This is a genomic window from Anabaena sp. 54 (assembly GCF_017355725.1).
GTDB classification, from domain to species: Bacteria; Cyanobacteriota; Cyanobacteriia; order Cyanobacteriales; family Nostocaceae; genus Dolichospermum; species Dolichospermum heterosporum.
Genome location: NZ_JAAVWA010000004.1, coordinates 107,080 through 132,302, shown reverse-complemented (window position 1 = coordinate 132,302; position 25,223 = coordinate 107,080). Strand labels below are relative to the sequence as shown.

The 25,223-nt window shown below is 38.3% G+C and carries 19 protein-coding genes; 12 read left to right on the top strand and 7 right to left on the bottom strand.

Going from position 1 to position 25,223, the window contains the following annotated elements; genetic code table 11:
* Positions 1-48: 48 nt before the first annotated feature.
* The gene (gene alaS / locus HEQ36_RS06755; RefSeq protein ID WP_168635556.1) at positions 49-2,691 is read left to right on the top strand and encodes an alanine--tRNA ligase; all 2,643 of its coding nucleotides are present in this window, start codon (positions 49-51) and stop codon (positions 2,689-2,691) included.
* 224 nt (positions 2,692-2,915) lie between these two features.
* Here alaS and HEQ36_RS06750 read toward each other — a convergent pair whose 3' ends face one another.
* Positions 2,916-3,875, bottom strand: a complete 960-nt coding sequence (locus HEQ36_RS06750) for a M48 family metallopeptidase (RefSeq protein WP_168635555.1) — start codon at positions 3,873-3,875, stop codon at positions 2,916-2,918.
* Between the two features lie 114 nt (positions 3,876-3,989).
* On the opposite strand from HEQ36_RS06750, the gene HEQ36_RS06745 reads away from it, so the two are divergent.
* The 7 genes from HEQ36_RS06745 (at position 3,990) to HEQ36_RS06715 (ending at position 19,879) form a co-directional block, all read left to right on the top strand.
* Complete coding sequence (locus HEQ36_RS06745) at positions 3,990-5,534, top strand: ATP-dependent DNA helicase (protein WP_168635554.1); 1,545 nt, start codon at positions 3,990-3,992, stop codon at positions 5,532-5,534.
* 67 nt (positions 5,535-5,601) lie between these two features.
* Positions 5,602-5,820: a DUF2839 domain-containing protein gene (locus tag HEQ36_RS06740; RefSeq protein ID WP_168635553.1), complete on the top strand. Its 219-nt coding sequence runs from the start codon at positions 5,602-5,604 to the stop codon at positions 5,818-5,820.
* A 121-nt stretch (positions 5,821-5,941) separates the two neighbouring features.
* Positions 5,942-6,688, top strand: a complete 747-nt coding sequence (locus HEQ36_RS06735) for a creatininase family protein (protein WP_168635552.1) — start codon at positions 5,942-5,944, stop codon at positions 6,686-6,688.
* A 114-nt stretch (positions 6,689-6,802) separates the two neighbouring features.
* Positions 6,803-7,918: a DUF262 domain-containing protein gene (locus HEQ36_RS06730; RefSeq protein ID WP_168635551.1), complete on the top strand. Its 1,116-nt coding sequence runs from the start codon at positions 6,803-6,805 to the stop codon at positions 7,916-7,918.
* A gap of 2 nt (positions 7,919-7,920) precedes the next feature.
* Positions 7,921-9,303: a DUF3696 domain-containing protein gene (locus HEQ36_RS06725; protein ID WP_168635550.1), complete on the top strand. Its 1,383-nt coding sequence runs from the start codon at positions 7,921-7,923 to the stop codon at positions 9,301-9,303.
* Between the two features lie 3 nt (positions 9,304-9,306).
* Entirely contained in the window at positions 9,307-10,164 is an 858-nt protein-coding gene (locus tag HEQ36_RS06720) for a hypothetical protein (RefSeq protein ID WP_205748465.1), read from the top strand.
* 460 nt (positions 10,165-10,624) lie between these two features.
* On the top strand, positions 10,625-19,879 hold the full coding sequence (locus HEQ36_RS06715) for a phytase (RefSeq protein ID WP_168635549.1): 9,255 nt from the start codon (positions 10,625-10,627) through the stop codon (positions 19,877-19,879).
* Between the two features lie 264 nt (positions 19,880-20,143).
* Here the strand turns inward: HEQ36_RS06715 and HEQ36_RS06710 are convergent, their stop codons facing one another.
* Positions 20,144-21,031, bottom strand: a complete 888-nt coding sequence (locus HEQ36_RS06710) for an IS982 family transposase (protein WP_168634808.1) — start codon at positions 21,029-21,031, stop codon at positions 20,144-20,146.
* Positions 21,032-21,611: 580 nt separating this feature from the next.
* Here HEQ36_RS06710 and HEQ36_RS06705 point away from each other — a divergent pair.
* On the top strand, positions 21,612-21,866 hold the full coding sequence (locus HEQ36_RS06705) for a hypothetical protein (RefSeq protein WP_168636592.1): 255 nt from the start codon (positions 21,612-21,614) through the stop codon (positions 21,864-21,866).
* A gap of 268 nt (positions 21,867-22,134) precedes the next feature.
* Here HEQ36_RS06705 and HEQ36_RS06700 read toward each other — a convergent pair whose 3' ends face one another.
* The 3 genes from HEQ36_RS06700 to HEQ36_RS06690 are packed head-to-tail and all read right to left on the bottom strand — an operon-like array spanning position 22,135 to position 22,968.
* Positions 22,135-22,305, bottom strand: coding sequence for a hypothetical protein (locus HEQ36_RS06700; RefSeq protein WP_168204483.1), 171 nt, complete (start codon positions 22,303-22,305; stop codon positions 22,135-22,137).
* A 2-nt stretch (positions 22,306-22,307) separates the two neighbouring features.
* Positions 22,308-22,781: a type II toxin-antitoxin system VapC family toxin gene (locus HEQ36_RS06695; RefSeq protein ID WP_015079758.1), complete on the bottom strand. Its 474-nt coding sequence runs from the start codon at positions 22,779-22,781 to the stop codon at positions 22,308-22,310.
* Between the two features lie 34 nt (positions 22,782-22,815).
* On the bottom strand, positions 22,816-22,968 hold the full coding sequence (locus HEQ36_RS06690; RefSeq protein WP_168636593.1) for a hypothetical protein: 153 nt from the start codon (positions 22,966-22,968) through the stop codon (positions 22,816-22,818).
* A 64-nt stretch (positions 22,969-23,032) separates the two neighbouring features.
* On the opposite strand from HEQ36_RS06690, the gene HEQ36_RS06685 reads away from it, so the two are divergent.
* From HEQ36_RS06685 to HEQ36_RS06675, 3 genes are all read left to right on the top strand, one after another.
* Positions 23,033-23,269, top strand: a complete 237-nt coding sequence (locus tag HEQ36_RS06685; protein WP_015079757.1) for a type II toxin-antitoxin system HicA family toxin — start codon at positions 23,033-23,035, stop codon at positions 23,267-23,269.
* Positions 23,269-23,502, top strand: a complete 234-nt coding sequence (locus HEQ36_RS06680) for a type II toxin-antitoxin system HicB family antitoxin (protein WP_053540398.1) — start codon at positions 23,269-23,271, stop codon at positions 23,500-23,502. The genes HEQ36_RS06685 and HEQ36_RS06680 overlap by 1 nt, the downstream gene beginning before the upstream one ends.
* Before the next feature lie 228 nt (positions 23,503-23,730).
* Entirely contained in the window at positions 23,731-23,877 is a 147-nt protein-coding gene (locus tag HEQ36_RS06675; protein WP_205748580.1) for a hypothetical protein, read from the top strand.
* A 2-nt stretch (positions 23,878-23,879) separates the two neighbouring features.
* On the opposite strand, the gene HEQ36_RS06670 is transcribed toward HEQ36_RS06675, so the two are convergent.
* Positions 23,880-24,815, bottom strand: a complete 936-nt coding sequence (locus HEQ36_RS06670) for a DUF4351 domain-containing protein (RefSeq protein WP_168636595.1) — start codon at positions 24,813-24,815, stop codon at positions 23,880-23,882.
* A 211-nt stretch (positions 24,816-25,026) separates the two neighbouring features.
* Positions 25,027-25,197 carry a hypothetical protein gene (locus tag HEQ36_RS06665; RefSeq protein ID WP_015079759.1) on the bottom strand — a complete coding sequence of 57 codons (171 nt, stop codon included), beginning with the start codon at positions 25,195-25,197 and terminating at the stop codon, positions 25,027-25,029.
* Positions 25,198-25,223 lie beyond the last annotated feature (26 nt).

Genomic DNA, 25,223 nt, shown 5'->3' with positions numbered 1-25,223 from the left:
TTGTAGAATATAGGTCTTTCACCTGTAAAATTATTTTTGTAATTACTCATGTCTTCAAATCCCCAGTATCTTAGCGGTAACGATATTCGTCAATTATTCCTCGATTTCTACACCCAACGGGGACACCAACCGCTTCCGAGTGCTTCTCTTGTTCCTGAAGATCCGACTGTGCTACTGACGATCGCAGGTATGTTACCATTTAAGCCGATATTCCTGGGACAACGGACACCGGAATTTAAACGCGCTACGACTTCGCAAAAGTGTATTCGTACCAATGATATCGAAAATGTAGGACGGACTCACCGCCATCATACATTTTTTGAGATGTTGGGGAATTTTAGCTTTGGTGATTATTTTAAACCACAGGCGATCGCTTGGGGTTGGGAATTATCTACTCAAGTCTTTGGTTTCTCTCCTCAAAATCTGGTTGTCAGTGTGTTTGAAGATGATGATGAAGCTTTTACCATCTGGCGCGATACCATTGGTGTAACGGAAAAACGCATCAAGCGCATGGGTGCAGATGATAATTTCTGGGTATCTGGTGCTACTGGTCCCTGTGGACCATGTTCGGAAATTTATTATGATTTTCACCCAGAACGCGGTGAAGATAATATTGATTTAGAAGATGATACCCGATTTATTGAGTTTTATAACTTGGTATTTATGCAATATAATCGGGATGCGTCAGGAAATTTAACCCCGTTACAAAATCAGAATATTGACACGGGAATGGGTTTGGAAAGAATGGCGCAAATCCTGCAAAAGAAGCCGAATAATTATGAAACAGATTTGATTTTCCCGATTATTGAAACAGCGGCAAAAATTGCCAAAATTGATTATCATCAAAGTGATGAAAATACGAAAGTTTCTTTAAAGGTAATTGGTGATCATGTCCGTTCTGTGGTTCACATGATTGCTGATGAAATTCGCGCTTCTAATGTGGGGAGAGGTTATGTTTTACGGCGTTTAATTCGTCGCGTCGTTAGACATGGGAGATTAATCGGAATTTCTGGAGAATTTATTAACCAAGTTGCAGAAACCGCAATTTCTCTTTCGGAATCAATTTACCCAAATTTGCGACAAAGAGCAACTGCTATTAAAGCCGAATTGCAAAGAGAAGAAAGTAACTTCTTGAAAACTCTTGATAGAGGAGAGAAGCTATTAGCTGAAATTATCCAAGATGTAAAACAAAAAGGATTAACTTCTATTAGTGGTGAAAGTGCTTTTACTCTCTATGATACCTACGGTTTCCCATTAGAATTAACCCAAGAAGTTGCTGAAGAAAATAACATTACTGTTGATGTTGATGGTTTCAATGCAGAAATGCAAAAACAAGTAGAACGTGCAAAAGCAGCACATGAAACCATTGATTTAACTGTTCAAGGTTCTTTGGATAAACTTGCAGAACATATTCACTCTACACAATTCATTGGCTATACCCAATTAACAACAACTGCAAAAATCGAAGTTTTATTAGTTGCTGGTGTTTCGGAAGAAGCAGCAGAATCAGGAACAGAAGTGCAAATTGTTTTAGATAAAACTCCTTTTTACGCGGAATCAGGGGGACAAATTGGCGATAAAGGATATATTAGCGGTGATGGTGTTTTAGTCAGAATTGAAGACGTGAAAAAAGAATCTGATTTCTTTATTCATTTCGGACGCATTGAACGGGGAACAATTAGAATTGGTGACAATATTACTGCACAAATAGATACCGCTTGTCGTCGTCGTTCCCAAACTAATCATACAGCAACTCATTTATTGCAAGCTGCTTTAAAGAAAGTTGTTGATGAAGGAATTTCTCAAGCTGGTTCTTTGGTTTCTTTTGATAGATTGCGCTTTGATTTTAACTGTCCTCGTGCTTTAACTGCTGAGGAAGTTATCCAAATTGAAGAATTAGTAAATAGTTGGATTTGCGAAGCTCATTCTGCTAGAATAGAAGAGATGCCTATCGCCGAAGCTAAAGCTAAAGGTGCAGTAGCAATGTTTGGGGAAAAGTACGGTGATCAAGTGCGGGTGATTGATTTCCCTGGCGTTTCTATGGAATTATGTGGGGGAACTCATGTTAATAATACTGCGGAAATTGGCGTTTTCAAAATCATTGCTGAAGCTGGTGTTGCGTCTGGGGTGAGAAGAATAGAAGCGGTATCTGGGGCGGCGGTATTGGATTATTTGAATGTGCGTGATATAGTGACGAAAGACTTGTGCGATCGCTTTAAAGTCAAACCGGAAGAAATACCCGACAGAATCACAACTTTACAAACCGAACTTCGCAACAACGAAAAAGAAATTCAAAGCCTGAAATCACAAATAGCAATAGTTAAATCTGACAGCTTATTACAAACTGCGGAAATCATCGGAGAACATAAAATTATTGTTTCTCAACTGGAAGATATTGACGCAGAATCATTAAAAGACGCTGCGGAAAGATTGCTGCAAAAAATCGGTAACGGTGCGGTAGTTTTAGGTTCTATTCCCGAAGCCGGAAAAGTGAGTATCGTTGCAGCATTTAGTTCTGAAGTGAATAAAAAAGGTGTCCAAGCGGGGAAATTTGTTGGTAACATAGCTAAAATCTGTGGAGGTGGAGGTGGTGGAAAACCCAACCTCGCGCAAGCTGGGGGACGTGACGCAAGTAAGTTACCGGAGGCTTTAGAAACTGCGAAAAACGATTTGTTAGCAGCGTTAAAATAGGATTCAGATCCCCGACTTCTCAAAGAAGTCGGGGATCTAGATTTATATTGTCACTGCAACTTTACCAACTTCTGTAGAAGGTTTGGGTATAGGTTTTCCATCTTCCTTCAATCCCTTTTTCCTGGGGGGTGTGAACAGTTACCCAAGGTAAGTAATAAATTAGATTTTTCAAACATCCTCTAAGATAACGGTACGTTACGCTGTCGCTAACACACCCTACGAATCTAATCAGATTTTCTCATTTTGTTAATTTCTGCTTGTAATTTTTCAATTTCTTTTCTGAGTTTTTCTGCTTCATGATCTGGTGTTTCTGGTGTAACATCTACTGAACCGTCAGCAGAACGTTGATAATTGCCTTTTTTGATTTGTTGATATTCTTCTGATACTGCCCAACTGCGTAAGTAGTGCAAGCGTTCTACGGGGAAAGGGTGACTCAGCATCATTCCTTGTCCGCCATTGTATAAGAGAAATTTATATACTTGATTCAGCCCATCATCATCTAGCGCTTGATATTTTTCTGACTGCTGAATAAATTCTTGTAAACTACATTCATGGGCATATTTATGACTACCTCCAGAGAGTTTCATCATAGATGACATGACTGGGTTTAAATCGTCCATAACTAATAAAGCCGCTCTATCTGCGGATAGTTCAGCTTTGCGTCGCCACTCAAAAAAGGCATAAATCAAGCCTTGACTGACAATATTACCTAAACCGAAGGTTAATTCACCAATGACGGAAGCGGCATTCATCGCCCACATCGCCATTTGAATTAAAATAGTATGACCACATTTAATATGTCCCAGTTCATGAGCTAAGACCGTCCGTAGTTCGGCTTCATTAAGTAAATCTAGTAACCCAGTGTTAACAACAATATAAGGGTGTTCTTGTCCTAAAGCATAACTATTAACTTGGGCGTTTTGAGCGATAAACAAGCCTGGTTCGCCGCTAATGTCCAAATCTCGGACACATTCCCGGAATATCTGGTAAATAGTAGAATATTGGCGGGGTCCGACTTGAATGGAGTTACCCATTAAGTAGACAAGTTGGGGTCGTTCATAAACAAATTCTACAAATTTACGGGCGATTAAATCAAAGCCGGGTAAACTGCGTAAAGCTTGTTCTGCTTGACTATCTAATGGATGTCTGAAGGCTTCGCTGGAAATTCCTGGATAAGTTGGCATAATTTAGGAGAATGGGTAAATAAATGGTCATTGGTCATTGGTCATTGGTAAAGATAAAATAACGAACAACGAACGACTGACAACGAAAAAAACTTGTTATGGAATTAAAAGCGCGTGATTGAGGCTGAAGTTCATTTATCATTACATAACTTCTTGCGATCGCAAGCAGGTTTCCCTTCCTGGCATCATCATTTGACAATGGCTAGGTTGGTAGCACGTGCTTTGCGATTAGGACGTAGTGCTTTAATTCAGGTAGGGGCAGTTTGTGGACATCAAGGACGATATCGCACCAGTTTTATCGCTTCTGCTTTAATGTGGCACGGTTCTGTAATTATTGTCGCTTCGGAAACTGTCCAGCAACGGTTGTTAAAGGTAGAAATTCCCCGACTCCAGCAATGGCTACCAGCGAATAAACCCATTAGAACCGCTGACTTTTGGCCAAGTCCCGATTTTCAGGGTTTACTGTTGACTTCTCCTGAAGCTTGGTTAAAGGGACAATTTGCTGATAACAATCCATTTCCGGCGAATATTCCCACAATTATTGATGGCGTTGACGATTTAGAAGATTGGGTGCGTTCTGGGCTGACTCAAAGCATTGAAACCCATGATTGGGATCAATTAATGCTGGCTTATCCATATCAAGCGGATTTAATTCGGGAAGTTAGAGTAGAATTAACATATAAATTATTTCAGCACCCCGAAAATCCCTATCACTGTTATCTGATTTCCCAGCCAGAAATTGATATTTTACAAGATTTATATTTAGCTTTAGATAAAAATCATCTTCCCGATGCTTGGCGAAAATTTTGGCAACAATTCCCCAATTTGGAAGATTCTTCTGCTCCTACCTTATTTTGGGCGACAATTTCCCGTCGTCAAGGATTATTTTCCCTACATTATGCTCCCCTGGAATTGGGTAAAATCCTCGCCCCAATTTGGCAACGTCAACCTGTAGTATTAATTGGTAGTTCCTTAGAACCAGAAACAGAAGCACCTCTTTTCCGTCAACGCTTGGGTTTAGAAGATGTTACTTGCTTGAAATTTGCTGCCGATAGTCAAGGGGAAGCAATTCAACTTTATGTTCCCTATAAGTTACCTTTACCAAATACACCGGAATTTCAACCAGCTTTAATTCATCAAGTTCGCACCTTGGTATGTTTGAGTGCAACCGCACCAGGAATGACGGTAATATTAATTGGAGATGTACCACTAAAAGCCAGAGTGGGAGCAATTTTGGCTTCGGAATTTGGTTCACGGGTACAGGTGGAAAAAACTTGTTTAGATGAAAATGGGATTTTGATTACTGGTTGGGAATTTTGGCGGGAAAATCAAAGTGTTTTACCATCACCCAGATTGTTAATTATTGCAACTTTACCTTTACCATCCTTGGAAAATCCTTTGGTAGCTGGTAGAGTGGCTCATTATAAGCGATCGCACCAAGACTGGTTTCGGTTATACTTACTGCCCACAGCCATGAATGAATTACAAAGAGCGATCGCACCCGTCCGCGAAAATCAAGGTATAGTAGCATTACTCGACAGTCGTGTCGTTAACCGCAGCTATGGTGTACAAATCCTTTCCTCTCTTAGTCCCCTAGCCCGTTTGAACTATCTCGATCCTAGTCTGTTTTCTACCAATAATGAAGATGATTCCGCTTAATTAACTTCCCTGCCAAATTTCTATTAGAATTTAAAATAAACTCAAAAACAAACTAAATTATCGAATTATGGGTGAAGCAAAACGCCGTAAAAACTCACTCGGAGAAGACTACGGACAAGACACTACAAAAATCTTACCTTGGGTTCCCATCACAAAAACCCAAGCCTCACAATTTGTAGCTATCACCACTCGTGGTGCATGGATTGGTATTGGATGTATGGTATTTGCTTGGGTAATCATCCGCTTTATCGGTCCCGCTTTCGGTTGGTGGGAAATTGTTGGGTAATTTACAAATTAAGATCCCCGACTTCTTTTTGATTTGTTAATCATATTATGAATTTAGCTCAGAAGTCGGGGATCTGGGTATTATGATAATTAGTTGTAAAGTTCTTAATTCTTAATAAAAAATGCTCTTACATTTAAGCACTTGGCCGGAAGTTGAAACCTATCTACAACAATCTCAAGGAATTATTTTACCCATTGGTTCAACAGAACAACATGGACCAACAGGATTAATTGGGACTGATGCGATTTGTGCAGAATCCATATCCAAAGGTGTTGGTGAAGCAACTCAAGCAATGGTAGCGCCAACAATTAATGTCGGTATGGCATTACATCATACTGCTTTTCCCGGCACAATTAGTTTACGTCCCAGCACATTAATTTTAGTAATAAAAGATTATTTAACTTGTTTAGTCAAAGCTGGTTTTACCAAATTCTATTTTATTAATGGACATGGGGGAAATATCGCTACCCTCAAAGCAGCTTTTTCGGAAACTTACGCTCATTTAGAAGATTTACAAATTCCCAATTCCGCAAAAGTGCAATGTCAAATTGGTAATTGGTTTATGGGTGGTTCCGTTTACAAACTTGCCAAAGAATTATATGGTAATCAAGAAGGTTCTCACGCTACCCCCAGCGAAGTAGCTGTTACCCAATATATTTATCCAGAAGCAATTAAAAAAGCACATCTTTCTCCAGAAGTTGCTAGTGGACATAAAATCTATAGTTCCGTTGATTTTCGTTCTCGTTATCCAGATGGTCGCATGGGTTCAAATCCAGATTTAGCAACCCCAGAACACGGTAAGCAGTTTTATGATTTGTCTGTGGAAGAATTGAGCAAAGGGTATTTAGAATTTATGAAAGAGGAATAAATGAAAGTCCCTATGTAATACATTTATCAGAAGGAGCTATAACCAATTCTATTCTTCTCAAAGATGTCATAATTAAACTGTTAAACACTTTAGATAAGAAAAGGAGTAAAAGATATGGATGAAGAATTGCAAGATAGCGATGTCATTGAGAAAGATGAAGATACTGCTGAAGAAGAAAGAGATGATAACGGAGGTTTATATCCTTATCATCCAAATACAGCAGACATTGACATTCGAGAAGAACCGCAAACAATTTTTGAGTTAATGAGAAAATATGATAATGGTAAACTGATTATTGATCCTGATTTTCAACGTAATCTAGTTTGGAAACCAGAACAAAAAAGTAAATTTATTGAATCAGTTATCCTTAACTTTCCCTTACCTCCTTGGTATGTTAATCAAACCGTAGAAGGTAAATATATTATTGTAGATGGTTTACAACGAACATCAACTTTACATGAGTTTGTTAATGATGAATTTAAACTAAAAGGTTTAGAAGCTTTAACGGATTTGAATGGATATAATTTTTCAGGACTCAAAAAACTCCCCGGTGACTATCAAACCAGAATAGAAGATAAAAAACTTAATATATACTTGATCAGACCTTCTGTACCAGCTAAAGTTGTTTATGATATTTTTAATAGAATCAATACTGGTGGTACAAAACTTGAACGTCAAGAAGTTAGAAATTGTATATTTTCGGGAAAATCTACTCAACTACTCAAAGAATTATCAGAAACAGATTATTTCCAAAAAGCTATTGATTATGGAATATCTGCTACAAGAATGAAAGATAGAGAAGTTATTTTGCGCTATCTAGCGTTTAGAATTTTTGATTATGAAAACGAATATCAGAATGATTTAAGTGATTTTGTTGAAAATGCAATGAAAAAGATTAATTTGATGTCAGATCAAGAATTAAATGCTTTAAAAAAAGATTTTAATGACGTAATGAATTTGACTTTTGAGTTTTTTGGAAATAAGAATTTCCGTTTACCAGTAGGAAAAAGTAGAGGAAAAATAAATATTGCTATTTTTGAATCTGTTTCTTATTTCTTTTCTGTAAATAACGATCAATTTCTGGAAGATAATAAAAAATCTATTCAAGATAATTTTGATAAATTGCTAGAAAACAAAGAATATATTAATGCAGTTAAATATGGTACAAATAGTAGAAAGAAAGTTATTATCAGATTTAATCTCGCACAAGAAATTTTAGGGAATGTATAGGTATGCTAACTCAAATTAAATTAGAAAATTTTAAATGCTTTAAAGAAAGAACTTCTTTTTCATTAGGACAATTAACACTGCTTACAGGAATCAATGGCTGTGGTAAGTCAACTTTGCTTCAGTCTTTGCTTTTAATGAGACAATCTATTGATCATAATGAAAATACTGATCAAATTTTGCTAAATGGTAATAGTGTAAGTTTAAATAGTTTTAATGATGTTAGAAATATAAACAATTCTAGAAATGAAGACATTATTTTGCAATATTGTTACAATAAATTAGTTGAAATTTATGATACAAGTAATCCTAATAAGTATACTAAATTCAACATAAGTGGAGATGCTAAATACTTTTTGAGTGAAAATTCAGAAGATGACATGGTAGGGAAAATTAAGAAAATTCAATTTTACGATGAATTAGAATTAAATTTTTTGCAAGATGAGCATATTAATAAAAGTGATTTATATAAAATAATTTCTATTTATGAACCTCAATTAAGTAATTTTTTAAGCAAATTTATAGTTCATTATAATATTAATATTATAGATAAAAATAATAATACAAATTCATATAATGGAGGTACTCTTATAAATAATTTAATACCTGAACAACATTATCTTATGGTTGATAATATTGATAATATATATCAGGAAATAGCATCAGAGTGGTTACATAAATCTTTAAACTTTAGTCATATTCACTATATCTCCGCAGACCGTCTGGGTCCTCAAGAATATTATTTAAAATCTACCATCAACAAATTTCCTAATGTGGGTGCAAAAGGTGAATTTACAGTTAACTTACTCTATAAAAAAAGAGATGATTTAGTTAATGAAAAACTATGCTTAGGTGAAGATGCAAAAACACTAGCTACCCAAACCGAAGAATGGCTGAACGAAATATTTAATGGCGCAAAAGTTGAAGTTCCCAGTTCTGAAAGTAATATCCTCGAACTTTTATTTAATACTAGCACATCAAAAGACCGTTTTAGACCAGCTAATGTGGGATTTGGATATAGTTACATTTTACCAATTGTTGTTTCAGGTTTGATTGCTAAAGAAGGAGAAATATTAATAGTCGAAAATCCTGAAGCACATTTACATCCCAAAGCACAATCACGACTAGCTAAATTTTTAGCTAAAGTGAGTAGTTGTGGTGTACAAGTTTTTATTGAATCCCATAGTGATCATATTTTAAATGCCTTGCGAATCGCTGTTCTTGATGATATTATTACTCATGAAGACTTAAGTATCTTATATTTTCAACAAAATCCAGAACAGCCAGTTGTGCAAATTCCTGTCCAACCTAATGGGGGAATTGAAGAATGGCCAGAAGGATTTTTTGACCAAATGGATAAAGATTTTGCACGACTTTTCGGGATGTAAAAAATGGAAATATTTATTAATGAGGTGTCTCTAGAGGGTCAGTATCTTAACGAAGCAGAATTTCGAGATGCAGTGAAAACATTCACTGCTATCTTTGTGTTAATTAATGAAAAGATTCAAGACAAGAAGCTTTACAAAGAAGAAAGTGCTATATTTATCAATTATGAAGCGATTAGAGGTTCTAACTTTCATACCAGTCTTAATCTACTTAAAGATAAATCTTTAAAAATAGCTTTTCAAAACATAGTTTTTAATAAATCAAATCCCCAAGAATGGCGTAAAGGAAAAGTACATTTTTCAGAAGATTTATTTGATTGTTTAATTAGTGATAATAATTACAAAAATGTTAATGATACTTCATTAGCTGAAGTTACAGAACGAAAATTACAAAATCCTAAAAGTGAATATTTATTAATTAATTTTGCAAATTCTAGTTTTAGAATAGCGCACCCCAATATCAAAAATAATTGTCTAATTACTATTATTAAAAATAATGATGAAATCAATCTGATATGTTTAGATGGCATAGATAGTAAATTAGCGCTGGAATGTTGGTTGGAACATAAGCTAAATTTAAGTCAATTAGAATATTCTTTTGATAGCACAAAATCACCAACGGATAAACAGACAATTTTACGAGATACCACAAGATTTAAAAAAACAGCCAATAAATGTCAAGCAAGAGTTATTTACCTTGAATCAAATACAGAACGCTATTGGTATGTAGATAATTTACATTATGGTCAAGCTTCTCATTTAGAAGTTTTTGATAAAACAGGTAAAAATCATCTTGGAGAAGCAGACTTAGACGGGAATATTAATTATTCTAAAAGCGATTCAGATAAAACTATAGATGTTTGAATGTTAGCAGTTGCGAAAACAGAAACTAAAATCCTCTACATCCTTTAATCGGTGCAAATCCTGATTCAGACAATTAATTTGAAAATTATAATCTTGATAAATAAAAACTCTATATATATGGACGCACACTTTCCCACGCTTACCATTAGCATACCCAAAACTCGGAACACTGTCAAGCCCCTTAGCTGAAATCACCAAAACTCGTTGAATTATTGATAAAATTCTCAATAATAATGAGAATAGACCCATTGTAATTGAGAAAGGCCTTTTTTACTCAAGACTAAAATATCCCCGACTTCTCTAAGAAGTCGGGGATATAAACCGTAAGCTTAATCAGCACTTAAATAAATCTGAACTATAGACAATAGTATCTTAACTTTTGACTGATATTCTCAATTCCATTATCTGCAATTTCCTGTCACCAGATTATCTTTGTGTAAGCTAAATCTGCATAAAAAATATGGTACTTACTACAGTCCGCTTTTCCCAATTTAATGCGTCCCTCAATCGCAACGCTGACGGTCAGTTAGTAACTGATTTATCTACCCCTAACAACGCTCAAGCAAAAACCGTTGCGGAAATTATTCAACGCAACAACCCTGATGTATTATTAATCAATGAATTTGACTATTCGACCGAAGCAGTAAATCTTTTCCAACAAAATTATCTGCAAATCAGTCAAAATGGTGCGACACCAATTAATTATCCCTACTTTTATATTGCTCCTTCTAATACTGGAATTGCTTCCGGTTTTGACTTAAATAATAATGGTGCAACAGTTACAACCCCAGGCGCAACAGGATACGGTGATGATGCTTTTGGGTTTGGGAATTTCCCTGGACAGTTTGGAATGTTGTTACTTTCTAAATATCCTATTGATACAGCTAACGTCCGCACCTTCCAGAATTTCTTGTGGAAGGATATGCCGGGAAACTTATTAACAAATGACCCAAGTTTAGATAATCCTGCAACTTCAGTAAATGAGAACTTAAACGGTTTTTATTCACCTGAAGAAATTAACGTTCTCCGCTTATCTTCTAAAAGTCATTGGGATGTACCAATTACAGTAAATGGGGAAACAGTTCATGTTCTGGTTAGTCACCCCACACCACCCACTTTTGACGCAACTGAAGACCGCAACGGTAAGCGCAATAGTGATGAAATCCGCTTTTGGGCAGATTATATTACCCCAGGCAAAGGTGATTATATCTATGATGATAGCGGTAAAAAGGGTAATCTTGCTGCTGGTTCAAGCTTTGTCATCATGGGTGATCAAAATGCTGACCCCTTAGATGGTGACAGTTATAACAATGCAATTCGCCAACTGTTACTAAATCCCAGTATCAATACAAATGTTATCCCCACCAGTTTAGGCGCTCCTCAACAGGCAACTTCACAAGGTCAGGCAAATAACAATCACAAGGGTAATTTTGCTTTCGACACCGCAGACTTTGCTGATACTGCACCGGGAAATCTGAGAACAGACTATGTACTTCCTTCCTCTGACTTACAAATTAGTAAATCAGAAGTGTATTGGCCTAGCAATACTGATGCAAATTTCCCATTAGTAGGAACTTTTAACTCTAGTCTTCCTGGTGGTTTCCCTAGTTCTGACCATCGGTTAGTGTATGCAGATGTGCAAGTTGGTGTAACAGAAGCAGGAAAAACGGCTGTTAGTGCTGGATTTAAAGGACAAACTATTTTCAATACCGGTTTTGTTCCCTCTGGCGCTGCCGGAACAGTAAATGGTCAACAAGTTGCGTTGGGTGGATTGTCCGGTGTAACTTACGATGCGGTAAATAATCGCTATTATGCCATTTCCGATGATCGCTCATCCAATGCCCGTTTTTATACCTTCACTCTTGACCCTGTTACTAATGCGGTAACTTTTACCAACGTTGTCCAACTCAAGGATATTAATGGTAATCCTTTTGCAACTAATAGCTTAGATCCAGAAGGTATTGCTTTAACCAGCAATGGGACAGTTTTAATCTCCTCAGAAGGAGAAGTTAGACCAGATTTAGGTGCAAGTCGCGTCACCAATCCTTTCATTAAAGAGTTTAATCTGACTACAGGACAGGAAATTCGTTCTTTAGCAGTACCCAAGAAATTCCTCCCAGTTGTCCAAGATACTAACAACAACAATGTTGTTGATACTGGTGATACTCAAACTTCAGGGGTGCGTAACAACTTAGCCTTTGAAAGTTTAAGCATTACACCTGACCAGAAAACCCTATTCACAGCTACAGAAAGCGCCCTATTTCAAGATGGTGCAATTTCTACAACTACCACAGGCGCTCGTTCTCGGATTATTCAATACAATTTGGTGACAGGACAACCAGAAAAAGAATATCTGTATGTTACCGATCCTATTGCTAAAGCCCCTACAGGTGGAACTGCGGCTGATAACGGTTTGGTAGATTTATTAGCAATTGATAATCGTGGCACATTATTAGCCCTAGAGCGCTCCTTTGCTGTCGGACAAGGAAACACGATCAAAATCTATGAAATCACCCTCCAAGGGGCAACAGACATTAATACAGTTGATTCCTTGAGTAGTCTCAATGCTAATCAACTAGCCGCAATTCAACCTACTCAAAAACGTCTGTTATTAAATCTTGATACCCTGAATTTGCCCAATAGTGACGGCAATCATCCCACAGGTACAGATAATATTGAAGGTCTGGCATTTGGTCCAAAATTGGCAGATGGTACACAATCCATTGTTTTGGTGAGTGATAACAACTTCAGCGGCACCCAATTTACGCAAATCCTCACCTTGAGTGCAGATGTAGTTCCCACTGCTACCCCAATTGTAGAAACCCGTCCCGCGCTTTTAGATGATGGTAGTTTACCATTTAGTCAAAGAGCCGATGCGGATGATCCAGCAATTTATGTTAATGCTACAGATTCTAGCAAGAGTCTGGTTTTAACCAGTGTCAAAAATGGCGGTTTGCGAATTTATGATTTAGCTGGAAACTTGTTGCAAACCATTAATCCTAGTAATCCAGATATTCGTTACAACAACGTTGATTTGCAATATGGATTTACATTAGGTGGTCAAAAAGTTGATATTGCTGTGGCAAGCGATAGAAATAATGATAAACTAGCGATCTTCAAAATTAACCCCAACAGTGCTAATGGTAATTATTTAGAAAATATTACCGATAGCAATGCTGCCACAATTTTCCAAAGTGTACCTTTCGCTACTCCTTATTCTGCATCTACTCGCAGTGCTTATGGATTAGCAATCTATCGCAGTCCCGTCACCAACGATTATTACGTCTTCACCAGTCGTCGCCAAACTGGAGATATAGCTCAACTCAAATTAGTAGACAAAGGCAACGGTAAAATCGGTTATGAGGTAGTTCGTAGCTTCACCATTCCCTCACCAACCACAGCAGGTGCTTCAGCCCAAACAGAAGGCATGGTAGCAGACCAAGAAACAGGATTTCTGTACATTGGTCAAGAAGATGTGGGGATTTGGAAATTCGACGCTGAACCCAATGGTGGTTCAACAGGTAAATTAATTGAGAAAGTCAAAGCTGAAGGAGGCAAAAACCTCACCAATGATGTTGAAGGCTTGACAATTTATTACGGTAAAAACGGTACAGGCTACCTGTTAGCATCCAGTCAGGGAGATAACACCTTTGCAACATATACCCGTGAAGGCAACAACGACTTTTTAGGCAGATTTGCAGTTGGTAACAATGGCGGAATTGACAGCGTTCAAGAATCCGACGGTGCAGATGTTATTAATCTGCCCTTGGGTCCCAATTTCCCTAATGGTGTATTTATCACCCAAGACGGTGCAAATGACCCCGCCACCATTGTTAATGGGGAGAACATCAGCAGCAACTTTAAATTAGTACCTTGGGAAAATATTGCTAATGCTTTACCCAACCCCCTGAAAATAGACACCACAAGTTACGACCCTCGTAACCCCGTCCCCCAACCACGACTAACTAATTACGAATTTACCAACCTCCCCAAATTAGGAACAACTACCAAAGGTCAAGATATCTTCTTAGGTGGTTTCTCAGGGTTGTATTTCCAAGGTATTGCATCTAATGGTAATCTCCAGTTTGTGACTCACACCGACAGAGGACCAAATGGCGACCCCACAGGTGCTAATCGTCCCTTCTATTTACCAGATTTTCAACCAGAAATAGTCAGTTTTGAGCTTAACAAACAAATAGGTGCGATCGCCATCACCAAGAGAACAGGACTATTTGAGAAAGATGGGACAACCCCATTAACTGGACTTCCCAACCTGCAAGCAGGGGCAAATGGTACAGCATACACCGATGAAGTTGCGGTTAATTTGGATGGTCAAGTCATAGCTAACAAGGCATTGGGGGCTGATTTAGAGGGGATAGTTATTGCCCCAAACGGTTATTATTGGCTGGTAGATGAATACCGTCCCGCAATTTATAACTTTGATGTTAACGGTAAACTACTTAACCGTTTTATTCCCCAAGGAACAGCCACAGCACCTGAACCAGACGCAGCCGCAGGAACTTTTGGCACAGAGGTATTACCCGCAGTTTATGGTCAACGTCGCAATAATCGCGGTTTTGAAGCTGTGGCATTGGAAGGTAGTAAACTTTACGCCTTTATTCAAAGTGCCATTGACAACCCAGACAACGCTGGTGATACAACTTCCAGAAATTCCCGTAATTTGAGAATTTTGGAATTTGACATTATTTCCAAACAAGTAACTGGGGAATATCTCTATTTGCTGGATAACATCACTGCTGCTGGTAACGCCAAAACTGATAAATTAGGTGATGCGGTTTCCTTGGGTAATGGTAAATTTGCCGTTGTGGAACGGGATGATTTAGGAACAAATGTCTCCAACAAATTGATTTATCAAATTAATTTAACGGGTGCTACCAACATCAATAATCCTGCTAATTTCACCTTACCTGCTGGTAAAACTATTGAACAACTGACACCAGCCGAATTAACCACTGCTAAAATTACCCCAGTTAGCAAAAGTTTAATTGCCAATGCTGCCCAACTTGGTTATACAGGTGTGGAAAAATTAGAAGGTTTAGCATTAGTTTCACCCAACACCCTAGCATTAATTAATGATAACGACTTCAACGTTACTGGTAATTCACCTTTGGAGAAATTGGGAATTTTAGAACTACCCTATAACATCGCTAGTGTTGATTTAGAATTAAGTCAAACTGTTGATGCCACTCAGCCAGTCATAGGGGGACAAGTAACCTTCAATTTGACCCTTTTTAATCACAGCCCACTTGTGGCTAACGGCATTAAAGTCACAGATTTGTTACCACAACCATTTACCTTCATCTCTGCAACACCGGAACAGGGAACTTACAACAGTCAAACCGGTGTGTGGGAAGTGGGAGAAATTGCTGGTAATGTTACCCGCACCCTGAAACTCACAGCTAAAGTGACTCAAAGTGGGGCATTGACCAATAAAGCCGAAATTACCGCCCAAAATCAACCTGACTTTGATTCTGGTGCTGGTAATAACAACGCCCAAGAAGATGATCAAAGTTCAACTACCCTAAATATTGCTTCTAATATGGTGACACTCAAAGGTTTTGCTTCTTTACCTGCTGATACCTTCGCTGCTGGACCTGCTGCGGGTGCAGCCGTAACCAATCCTACAAATGGTCGCACTACACCATTCCCTGGTCAACCCGTGCAAGGTTTTAGTGGTGTCCAATTTGCCCCCAATAGTGGTGGTTCTGTATTTTGGTTCTTAGCAGATAACGGTTTTGGGGCAAAAAATAACAGTGCTGATTTCCTCCTGCGACTTTACCAAGTTGACCCCAATTTTGCGGGTACAGAAAACGCTAATGGTTCTGTAGCAATCCAAAACTTTATTCAATTGTCTGACCCCAATAAATTAATCCCCTTTGATATTGTCAATAAAAACACAGCCAAACGGGAACTGACCGGGGCTGACTTTGATGTAGAGTCCTTTGTGATTGATGCTAAAGGTGATATTTGGGTCGGTGATGAATTTGGAACTTACCTACTACATTTCAATAGCAATGGTGTATTACTAGATGCCCCCTTCCCTACTCCTAACCCCGTTAAACTAAATACCCTCAACGGTCAAGCACCAATTGTGATCGGACATCGTGGCGCTAGTGGTGAACTGCCAGAACATACCATAGAAGCCTACCGCTTGGCGATTTTACGCGGTGCAGACTTCATTGAACCAGATTTAGTATCCACTAAGGATGGGGTCTTAATTGCCCGTCATGAACCAAATCTCATCAATACTACTGATGTAGCTAGTCGTGCTGAATTTGCTAGTCGGAAAAAGACGGTGTTGGTAGATGGTGTGGCTGAAGAAGGTTTCTTTGCTTCAGATTTTACCTTGGCTGAAATTAAAACTCTGCGGGCTGTAATGCCTCAAGGTTTCCGAGATCAGGTATACAACGGTCTTCTCCAAGTTCCTACCCTGGGCGAAATTATTGATTTGGTGAAAGAGGTTGAGGTACAAACTGGTAAGAAAATCGGTATTTATCCTGAAACCAAACACCCCACCTATCACGACAATTTGGGTTTGTCTCTGGAAGAAAAACTGATTGACACCCTCAAAGCGAAAGGATTTACTGATCCCAAACGGGTTTTCATTCAGTCCTTTGAAGTCAGCAATCTCAAGGATTTAAACAATACCATCATGCCGGCTGCTGGTGTGAATCTTCCCTTAGTGCAATTGCTTGATGCCTACGATGTCGCTAATGATGGAACATTGTTGTATCAAGATGTTAACGCTCGTCCTTACGATTTCACTGTTAAAGGTGACACCCGCACCTATGGAGATTTATTAACTCCTACTGGTTTGAAAGAAATTGCTGCCTACGCTGATGGTATTGGACCTTGGAAACGGCAGATTGTTTCGGTGAAGACGGTAGACAATAACAATGATGGTAAACCTGACGATCTCAATAACGATGGTGTGATTAACGATGCGGATAAAGTTACCCTAGCACCCACCAGCTTAGTTAGTGATGCCCACAAAGAGGGTTTGGTTGTCCATCCTTACACCTTCCGCAATGAAAGCCGTTCTCTGGCATCAAATTACAATAACAATCCTGAATTAGAGTTTCGTCAATTCATTAATTTAGGTGTAGATGGTTACTTTACTGATTTCCCAGGGACAGGTGATTTAGTCCGCGATCAAATTACGGCGAATCAAGTCCGATCGCCCCAAAATCCCACTGTGCTTTCTACGCCTAAATTTGATACACTTACAGGCAAAGCCCCCATCGTCATCGGTCACCGGGGTGCAAGTGGTGAACGTCCAGAACATACCCTAGCATCCTACAAATTAGCGATCGCTCAAGGTGCAGATTTCGTTGAACCCGATTTAGTGGTAACAAAAGATGGTGTCTTAATTGCCCGTCATGAACCCATGTTAGCAGTCGGCGTTCTCAATACTGATGGCACAATTCAACGAGATGCTAATGGTAAGCCAGTTATCAATACTACTGATACGAGTACGGATGTTTACTTACGGGATAAGTTTGCCGATCGCCTGAAAATCAAAAATTTAGATGGTCGCAATGTCGTCGGTTGGTTTGCTGAAGACTTTACCCTGGCAGAAGTTAAGGAACTGAATGCGATTGAACGGATTCCTGCTTTGCGTGGTACTACTTTCGATCAAGATGGATTGAAAGTACCAACCCTGAAAGAAGTCATTGATTTGGTGAAACAAGTCGAACTAGAAACAGGTCGCAAAATCGGTATTTATCCCGAAACCAAACATCCTACTTTCTTTCAACAGCAAGGTATCAATACTAGCCAAATCTTAGCAGACACCCTCAAAGCTGAGAACTTTACCGACCCATCTCGGATCTTCATTCAATCCTTTGAAGTTGCCAACCTCAAGGCGCTGAAAAATACCATCATGCCCACCGCAGGGATTGATATTCCTCTAGTGCAATTGTTTGGTGGTTCAGGTCAACCTTATGACTTTGTAGTTGCTGGTGATACCCGCACCTATACCAATTTGTCCACCCCCGCAGGTTTAGCCGAAATTGCTACCTACGCTAAAGGAATTGGTCCTAATAAACAGCGCATCGTTCCTCAGTTGACGGTAGATGCCAATAAGGATGGACAGCCTGATGATCTCAATGGTGATGGACAAATCAGTGATGGCGATCGCGTTTTAGGCACACCCACAACCCTGATTCAAGATGCCCACAAAGCTGGTTTAATCGTTCATCTCTACACTTTAAGAAATGACGAGTTCTTCCTTCCCGATACTTACAAAAACGACCCCGGTGCAGAGTTCCGTAAGTTTATTGATTTGGGTGTAGACGGCTTTTTTACCGACTTCCCCAAAACAGGACGACAAGTTCTAGTTAATGATTACCTGGCTGGTACAGGCTATGCCAATCCTAACGGGAATTTAAATACCCCTTACTTCAATAATTCCCCGGAATACTTTGCACCCAATCAGCCCTACTACGGCGACCTCGTAACGGCAAACATCAACCGCTCCCAAGGCTTTGAAGGCATGGCATTTAGTCCTGACCGTCAAACTCTTTATCCTCTCCTGGAAGGGACTGTTATAGGCGATCCTGTTGGGTCATTACGGATTTATAAGTTCGATGTAGCCAGCGAAAGCTACCAAGGTTTGGTAGGACGCTATCAATTAGCCAGTACCAGCAATGCGATCGGTGATTTCACCCCCATCAATAACAACGAGTTCCTAATTATTGAACGGGATAACGGACAAGGTAGTACCGCCCTTTTCAAGAAGATATTCAAAGTTGACTTCAGTAAAATTGATGCCAACGGCTTTGTCTCCAAGGAGGAAGTAGCAGACCTACTCAATATCCAAGATCCCAAGGATCTCAATGGTGATGGTAAAACCACCTACAATATGCCTTTCCAAACCATTGAAGATGTGTTGGTAATTGATAGCAAAACCATTTTAGTCGCCAACGATAACAACTATCCCTTCTCCATTGGTCGTCCTCCAGGAATTGACAACAATGAGATGGTGGTCTTGGAACTAGACAAACCCCTCGCCCTTGATTCCCGTTTAGGTCTATCTGCGTCTATAGCAGAAGCTACCCAATATGTGGCGGGGACAACTGGTAAAGATGATTTGTTTGTCAGTGGTGGCACTGATGGCATCAACGACACCATCTTCACTGGCGCAGGTAATGACACTGTTGATACTGTCTTCGGGGCAATTTCTCCCTTTGCTGGTAACAACATCATTGATCTTGGTAGCGGTGATGATACTATCTTTGTCAACAAAGGCGATCGCACTTTTGGTAGTGATGGTAATGACACCTTTGATGCCAGAGATGGTCAAGGTGGCAACCGCATATCCGGTGGTGTGGGTGATGATACCTTCTACTTGGGTAGCAATGACCGCGCTTTGGGTGGTGATGGTAAAGATATCTTCAGAGTTGGTCTTGGTGGTGGTAACTTAATTTCCGGTGGTGCTGGCGCTGACCAATTCTGGATTGTCAATGCTGAATTACCCTCTTCGGCTAATACCGTGCTTGACTTCCAACTGGGTACTGATGTTATCGGTATTCAAGGTGCTGTTAGCTTAGGTATTACCACATCAACATTGAAGTTAAATCAAGTTGGTGCAGATACCGCGATCGTCTTCAATAATCAAACTTTAGCTACTCTGACTGGTATTCAAGCCAGTAGTTTGAGTTTGACGGATTCTAAACAGTTTGTCTTTGCTTAGAATCTAATTCTCCCATAGGGGTTTAGCGCAATGCGTTAAGCCCTGACGGGGCAAAATCTCTGTAGTTTGGTTTGCATTTTTTTGATCGAAAACTGCTGTAAGACCTGAGTTCGATGTAAATAAAAAGTCTAAAAGTACGTAACAGCAACAGTTCCGTCAATAAGTATTGGTTATTGAGAATTAAAGCCCACGCCAAAAAGTTCTCAAAAAATTAATTTTTTGAAATGTATTTACTATTAGGTAATATTGATATTTAATTGGTAATTAAGCTAATAAAACTGGTAAGGTTTCAATTTCATTTTCATCAAATCTTAAAGAAGGTTTTTTAGGTTGCCAAGTATAAGCTATTATTGCAGCAACAACATTAACCATGAAATTAGTAACACTTCGATGTCGAGAATGAGCAAGTTGTGAAATATTTTTGAGTTGGTCATTAACAGTTTCAATTAAAGAGCGTTTTCGGAGCATTAATTTCTCCTCCAGGGACAAGAGCTTATTCCGCATATTTTTCTTGAAAGGAGTGATTAATTTGAGTCCATTAGACCAAAGTTCAAGCCAGAGTTTTTGAGAAATATATCCTTTGTCTCCAAATATTTTCCCAAATAAGTTCTTAGTCAAAGTGGGAACAGGTTTTCGGTCATCTGTATTTCCAGGAGTAATTTGAAACGCAAGTAACTCTCCTTGATCATTAATAATCAAATGAAGTTTAAACCCAAAATACCAACAAATAGAACTTTTCCCCCAGCCAGCTAAATCTTTAAAGACCTTATTTGTCTTGGCTCTTTTAGAATGACAAATGGGAATAGAGGTACTATCAATAAAACTTATACCTGTATTGAGTCCTTTTCGTGTATTCAGATAATACATCAAGGGAATTAAAGCATTTGGCATTAATTCAACAAATCTTTGATAACTCACTAAATTGGGAAATTCACCTTGGCAATATTTGAAGATATGTTTCAGGTAATAATCTTTAAAATTGCGGTAACTAGAGCGATGAAAATACACAATTATTGTCATAATTTCACTTAGACATAATCGGCTGGGTCTAATTCTTTTTTTTATTTGGGATGGGATAAGTTGAGCTTGAAATATTGGCTCAAAATAGGTACAAAAATCATCAATTTCACAGAAAATAGTTTCTAATTCCATGAGTTATAATCATTAATTTTCTTTAATTAAACCTCTTCTATTGTCCCTAATCTGAGGTACTTTGAGTTTGTATTCAAATAGTATTCGTAATATAAATTTAGATTTTGTTATGAAAATTTACTTAAATCTAGGCTGGTTTCCTATTAATTCTCAATAATTAAGGCTTATTGAGAATATAGGCTCTTTCCAGAAAAGCCTCTAACCCTTTTGAATACTCATTTTTAGCTGGTTTTCTTACATCGAACTCAGGTTGTAAGAGGTTGTTTGAAAAGTATTATATGAAACCCATAATCTCCAAAAACCTAACCCCCCTACCCCCCTTCCCTACAAGGGAATGGGGGTTTTAAAGCCTCTCCCCTTGCAGGGGAGAGGTTTGGAGAGGGGTCAGTTTATACATTAAAAACTTTTCAAACATCCTCTTAGAAGTGTAATCAATCTCAGGAATCTGGGTTATTTTGTAATCACAACAGTGACAAACAGAGATTCCTAGGTCGGGCTTCGCTATCGCTCCTAATCTCAAAGCAAGTTATTGTATTGTAAAATAGGAAATATGAATTGAGTTTGTAATTAGGAATATACTATGACTATAGAACGCTGGAATGACGAAATGCTTGATGAATTAGCATCAAGTGTAAGTGAATTAAGAGAAAGTATGACTGAGGTTAAAGATGGTATAGATGGTTTAAGAATAACTGCTCAAGCTTTGTTACAATTGGCTGCTCAAAATCAACAAAATATAGAATTAATAAAAGAAAGACAGGCTGAAAGTGATCAGAGATTTAATGTTATACTTGAGGAAGTTCGCTATTTAATTCGAGGTAATCAAGCGAGCTAGGGATTGAGTATTACATGGAACACTAATGGTAAGTTTAAACGTACTTCAGGAAGAAGGGCTGCACCATCGAACAGAGCATCTAAGGTTTGAATCATAACTTTTTCCTATACTGCATTACTACCATTATATCGCCTTCAATCTCCTTGTTAAAAAGCGAACTGCTTGCAGCAGTGCTTGCGCTATCGCATCCCATCATCCCCCAAAACAGCGAACTGCTTGCAGCAGCGCTTCGCTATCGCACCTCCCATCATCCCCTACAACAGCGAGCCTATTTAGTTGAGGATGATAATGTTACGAGCGGCTGAGTAATAACTTTTCTGTTTTTAGCTACCTGTTTTTTTCTTAAATCTTGACAAATTTCATGCAAATCATAGTTAAAAGATTTAGCGTGTTCTTCTCGGATTTTGTAAATTTCTTCTAATACTTCATCTTTCCACATATTTAATCTCCCATAAGTTCATAAGGTGTACAAATCGTTGGTAGTTCATATCCAGATTGAATACTAATTTGTGAGAGTTTTTTCTGGATTTGTGCATTGGCAATATGTTTACAGTTCCATGTTAACAAATAATCTACTTTATAAACAGTGGCTAAGGCAATATGCAAGGCATCATCAGATGCTTTAGGAGGAAGATTGCTTTTTGTCAGAAATTGCTGGGCTAATTCTTCCACTGCTTCATTGAGTGCTAATAATGGTAACTCACTTATTAGATCCAGTCGTTTAGTAGCTATTTCTTGATCTCCTCTGGCTAATTCTTCTAGAACTACTTCCGAAATATATAGAGTAAAATTTTCCCGACGAGTATCCCACCAATTTTGTGTAATTACTGAATTTGAAGCAGTAATTAGATTAGTGCTTGGTCTAATTGTTAGATAGCCAATAATACTGGTATCAAGATATAGACTTTCAATCATTATTAAATATTTAAAAAAATTATTTATTATTTTACTATATGATTGCTACAAACAACCGATCGCATCCCACATCCCCAAAAATGGTACATCCCACATCCCAAAAGCGAACTGCTTGCAGCAGCGCTTCGCTATCGCACTTCCCACATTTCCAAAAAGCGAACTGACAAGTCAGCGCTTGGGCTGTCACAAATTAAATTCCTGTCAGACTATAATAAAATCAAGGGATAATCTACTAAATAATAGCCTTGGTGATGACTAAAAAAGAAAAACTATGGCAAAAAGCTAAAAATAGTCCAGAAAATCTAACTTTTGATGAATTTGAAACTCTCCTCATTCAGAATGGGTGGGAATTTAGTCGTCAAAAAGGAAGTCATCGTTTATGGTATTCACCGAGTGGCAAACCTTTACCAATTCAACCTCGTAAAGATGGAAAAGCAAAACTCTATCAAATTCAGCAGTTCTTTGAATATCAAGAGGGAAATCAGTAATGACTTTAAATAATTATAATTTTAATGGCTTTACAATTAATTTATATATTGATGAACAAGGAGATTGGTTAGCACATTTACAAGAAATACCTAATATTTCAGCTTTTGGTGATACTCCTGAAGAAGCTTTGCAAGAACTAAAATTAGCCTGGGAGTTAGTGAAGGAAGATTATCAACAAAAGGGTAAAGAAATTCCCTTTGCTCCTGTGCGTAGAAAATTGTACTCTTCATGAAGCGATTCCTGCGGAGCGCTTCGCTATCGCACTCCCATCATCCCTGAAAGCGAACTGCTTGCAGCAACGCTTCGCTATTGCATCCCACATCCCCTACAACAGTGAACTGCTTGCAGCAGCGCTTCGCTATCGCACCCCCATCATCGAAAAGCGAACTGCTTGCAGCAGCGCTTCGCTATCGCACCTCCCACATCCCCTCACATCCCCTACCCTAAAACAGCGAACTGCTTGCAGCAGCGCTTACGCTATCGCATTCCCATATCCCCAAAAATGGTACATCCCATATCCCCAAAGCGAACTGCTTGCAGCAGCGCTTCGCTATCGCCCTTCCACATCCCCAAAAAGGCGATCGCTCTATTTAATAAATATGATTAATCTCAAGCATCTGGGTTATTTTGTAACCATTGTTCTAAATCAGTAACAGAAGAAAAATCTAACAGAGCCTCACCCAATAATTCTAATTTATCAATTGTTAATCTACGAATTGAGTCAATCAATGATAATTCAATTTCACCAATTCGCCGATTTAGTAAGCGTATAACTAGCTGTTGCTCTCCCCGTTCCATAGCTAGTTGTTCTGTTGGGCTAATCAAAGGCATTTTTCTTTCCTCCTCGAAATGTTTAATTTTAGTAACCAATCCTGCTTGCAATTGTTTAGGTAAAGTCATCATTGTGTCGATGATTTTAAATAACTTAATAACTTTCTCTTTTGTGAAGCCCCGGTCATAAAGTCCTCTAATTAATATCCATTTCCATTGCTCCCTTTCTGTTAAATTACTGGTGGTGGCTTTAGTCTTTAAATGCGCCATGACTATGATAGCAAAGGGATTATCGCTCCTTTCTAGTTCATCCCACTTTGATTCATAATCAAGAATCTTAGCTATGGGGAATTTTAAATTTAGTTCACAATCCAACATAGCTCTATTATAACTATTTGGTCGCCAACTAGGACTTGTATCACCTAAAATTGCTACACTTACTACAAATTGGTGATAAAGGTCGAAGGCTCGGTAATTATAAATGTACATCCGTTCTTCAAAGTTGACATCATATTGACTCTGAATTTCTATGTGGATTAAAATCCATACTTGGGTCTGATCTAATAACCAAACTTTATACAGTTTATCGGTAATTCGGTTTTTGGTTTCTCCTGAAGCTGTAATTTCTTGCAGTTCTTTATCTAAAGATTCAGGGGTTTTTGTCCAATCTATTGCTTGATGGGCTACAGGAAAGAAAAATGCTAGGAAGCTTTCAAAATATTCATTTAATGCTTCTTTCCATGATTGATCATAATTTGCTGTTACTTCACTCATTTTATTTCTATATTACAAAGAAGGGAACAGGTAACGGATAGTATGTTAATTTTGTGTGTTTTGGAGCGATGCCTGCGGCGAGCAAAGCGATCGCCATTTCTAATGTGATCATTTATTTGTTTATCCTGTAACTTTAAGTTACTTCTATTTTATCAAGCGATCGCTCTCCCATATCCCAAATAGCGATTCCTGCGGAGCGCTTCGCTATCGCCTATTTAGTTGAGGATGATAATGTTACCAGCGGCTGAGTAATAACTTTTCTGTTTTTAGCTACCTGTTTTTTTCTTAAATCTTGACAAATTTCATGCAAATCATAATTAAAAGCTTTAGCGTGTTCTTCTCGGATTTTGTAAATTTCTTCCAATACTTCATCTTTCCACATAGTCAATCTCCCATAAGTTCATAAGG

Bases quoted from the DNA above. Each gene is read 5' to 3' on its own strand.
- HEQ36_RS06670 (WP_168636595.1), bottom strand. From the start codon at position 24,815: ATGAGTGAAGTAACAGCAAATTATGATCAATCATGGAAAGAAGCATTA.
- HEQ36_RS06730 (WP_168635551.1), top strand. From the start codon at position 6,803: ATGGATGAAGAATTGCAAGATAGCGATGTCATTGAGAAAGATGAAGAT.
- HEQ36_RS06695 (WP_015079758.1), bottom strand. From the start codon at position 22,781: ATGATTGAAAGTCTATATCTTGATACCAGTATTATTGGCTATCTAACA.
- HEQ36_RS06685 (WP_015079757.1), top strand. From the start codon at position 23,033: ATGACTAAAAAAGAAAAACTATGGCAAAAAGCTAAAAATAGTCCAGAA.
- HEQ36_RS06710 (WP_168634808.1), bottom strand. From the start codon at position 21,031: ATGGAATTAGAAACTATTTTCTGTGAAATTGATGATTTTTGTACCTAT.
- HEQ36_RS06725 (WP_168635550.1), top strand. From the start codon at position 7,921: ATGCTAACTCAAATTAAATTAGAAAATTTTAAATGCTTTAAAGAAAGA.
- HEQ36_RS06715 (WP_168635549.1), top strand. From the start codon at position 10,625: ATGGTACTTACTACAGTCCGCTTTTCCCAATTTAATGCGTCCCTCAAT.
- HEQ36_RS06740 (WP_168635553.1), top strand. From the start codon at position 5,602: ATGGGTGAAGCAAAACGCCGTAAAAACTCACTCGGAGAAGACTACGGA.
- HEQ36_RS06720 (WP_205748465.1), top strand. From the start codon at position 9,307: ATGGAAATATTTATTAATGAGGTGTCTCTAGAGGGTCAGTATCTTAAC.
- HEQ36_RS06665 (WP_015079759.1), bottom strand. From the start codon at position 25,197: ATGTGGAAAGATGAAGTATTGGAAGAAATTTACAAAATCCGAGAAGAA.
- alaS (WP_168635556.1), top strand. From the start codon at position 49: ATGTCTTCAAATCCCCAGTATCTTAGCGGTAACGATATTCGTCAATTA.
- HEQ36_RS06680 (WP_053540398.1), top strand. From the start codon at position 23,269: ATGACTTTAAATAATTATAATTTTAATGGCTTTACAATTAATTTATAT.
- HEQ36_RS06705 (WP_168636592.1), top strand. From the start codon at position 21,612: ATGACTATAGAACGCTGGAATGACGAAATGCTTGATGAATTAGCATCA.
- HEQ36_RS06750 (WP_168635555.1), bottom strand. From the start codon at position 3,875: ATGCCAACTTATCCAGGAATTTCCAGCGAAGCCTTCAGACATCCATTA.
- HEQ36_RS06735 (WP_168635552.1), top strand. From the start codon at position 5,942: ATGCTCTTACATTTAAGCACTTGGCCGGAAGTTGAAACCTATCTACAA.
- HEQ36_RS06700 (WP_168204483.1), bottom strand. From the start codon at position 22,305: ATGTGGAAAGATGAAGTATTAGAAGAAATTTACAAAATCCGAGAAGAA.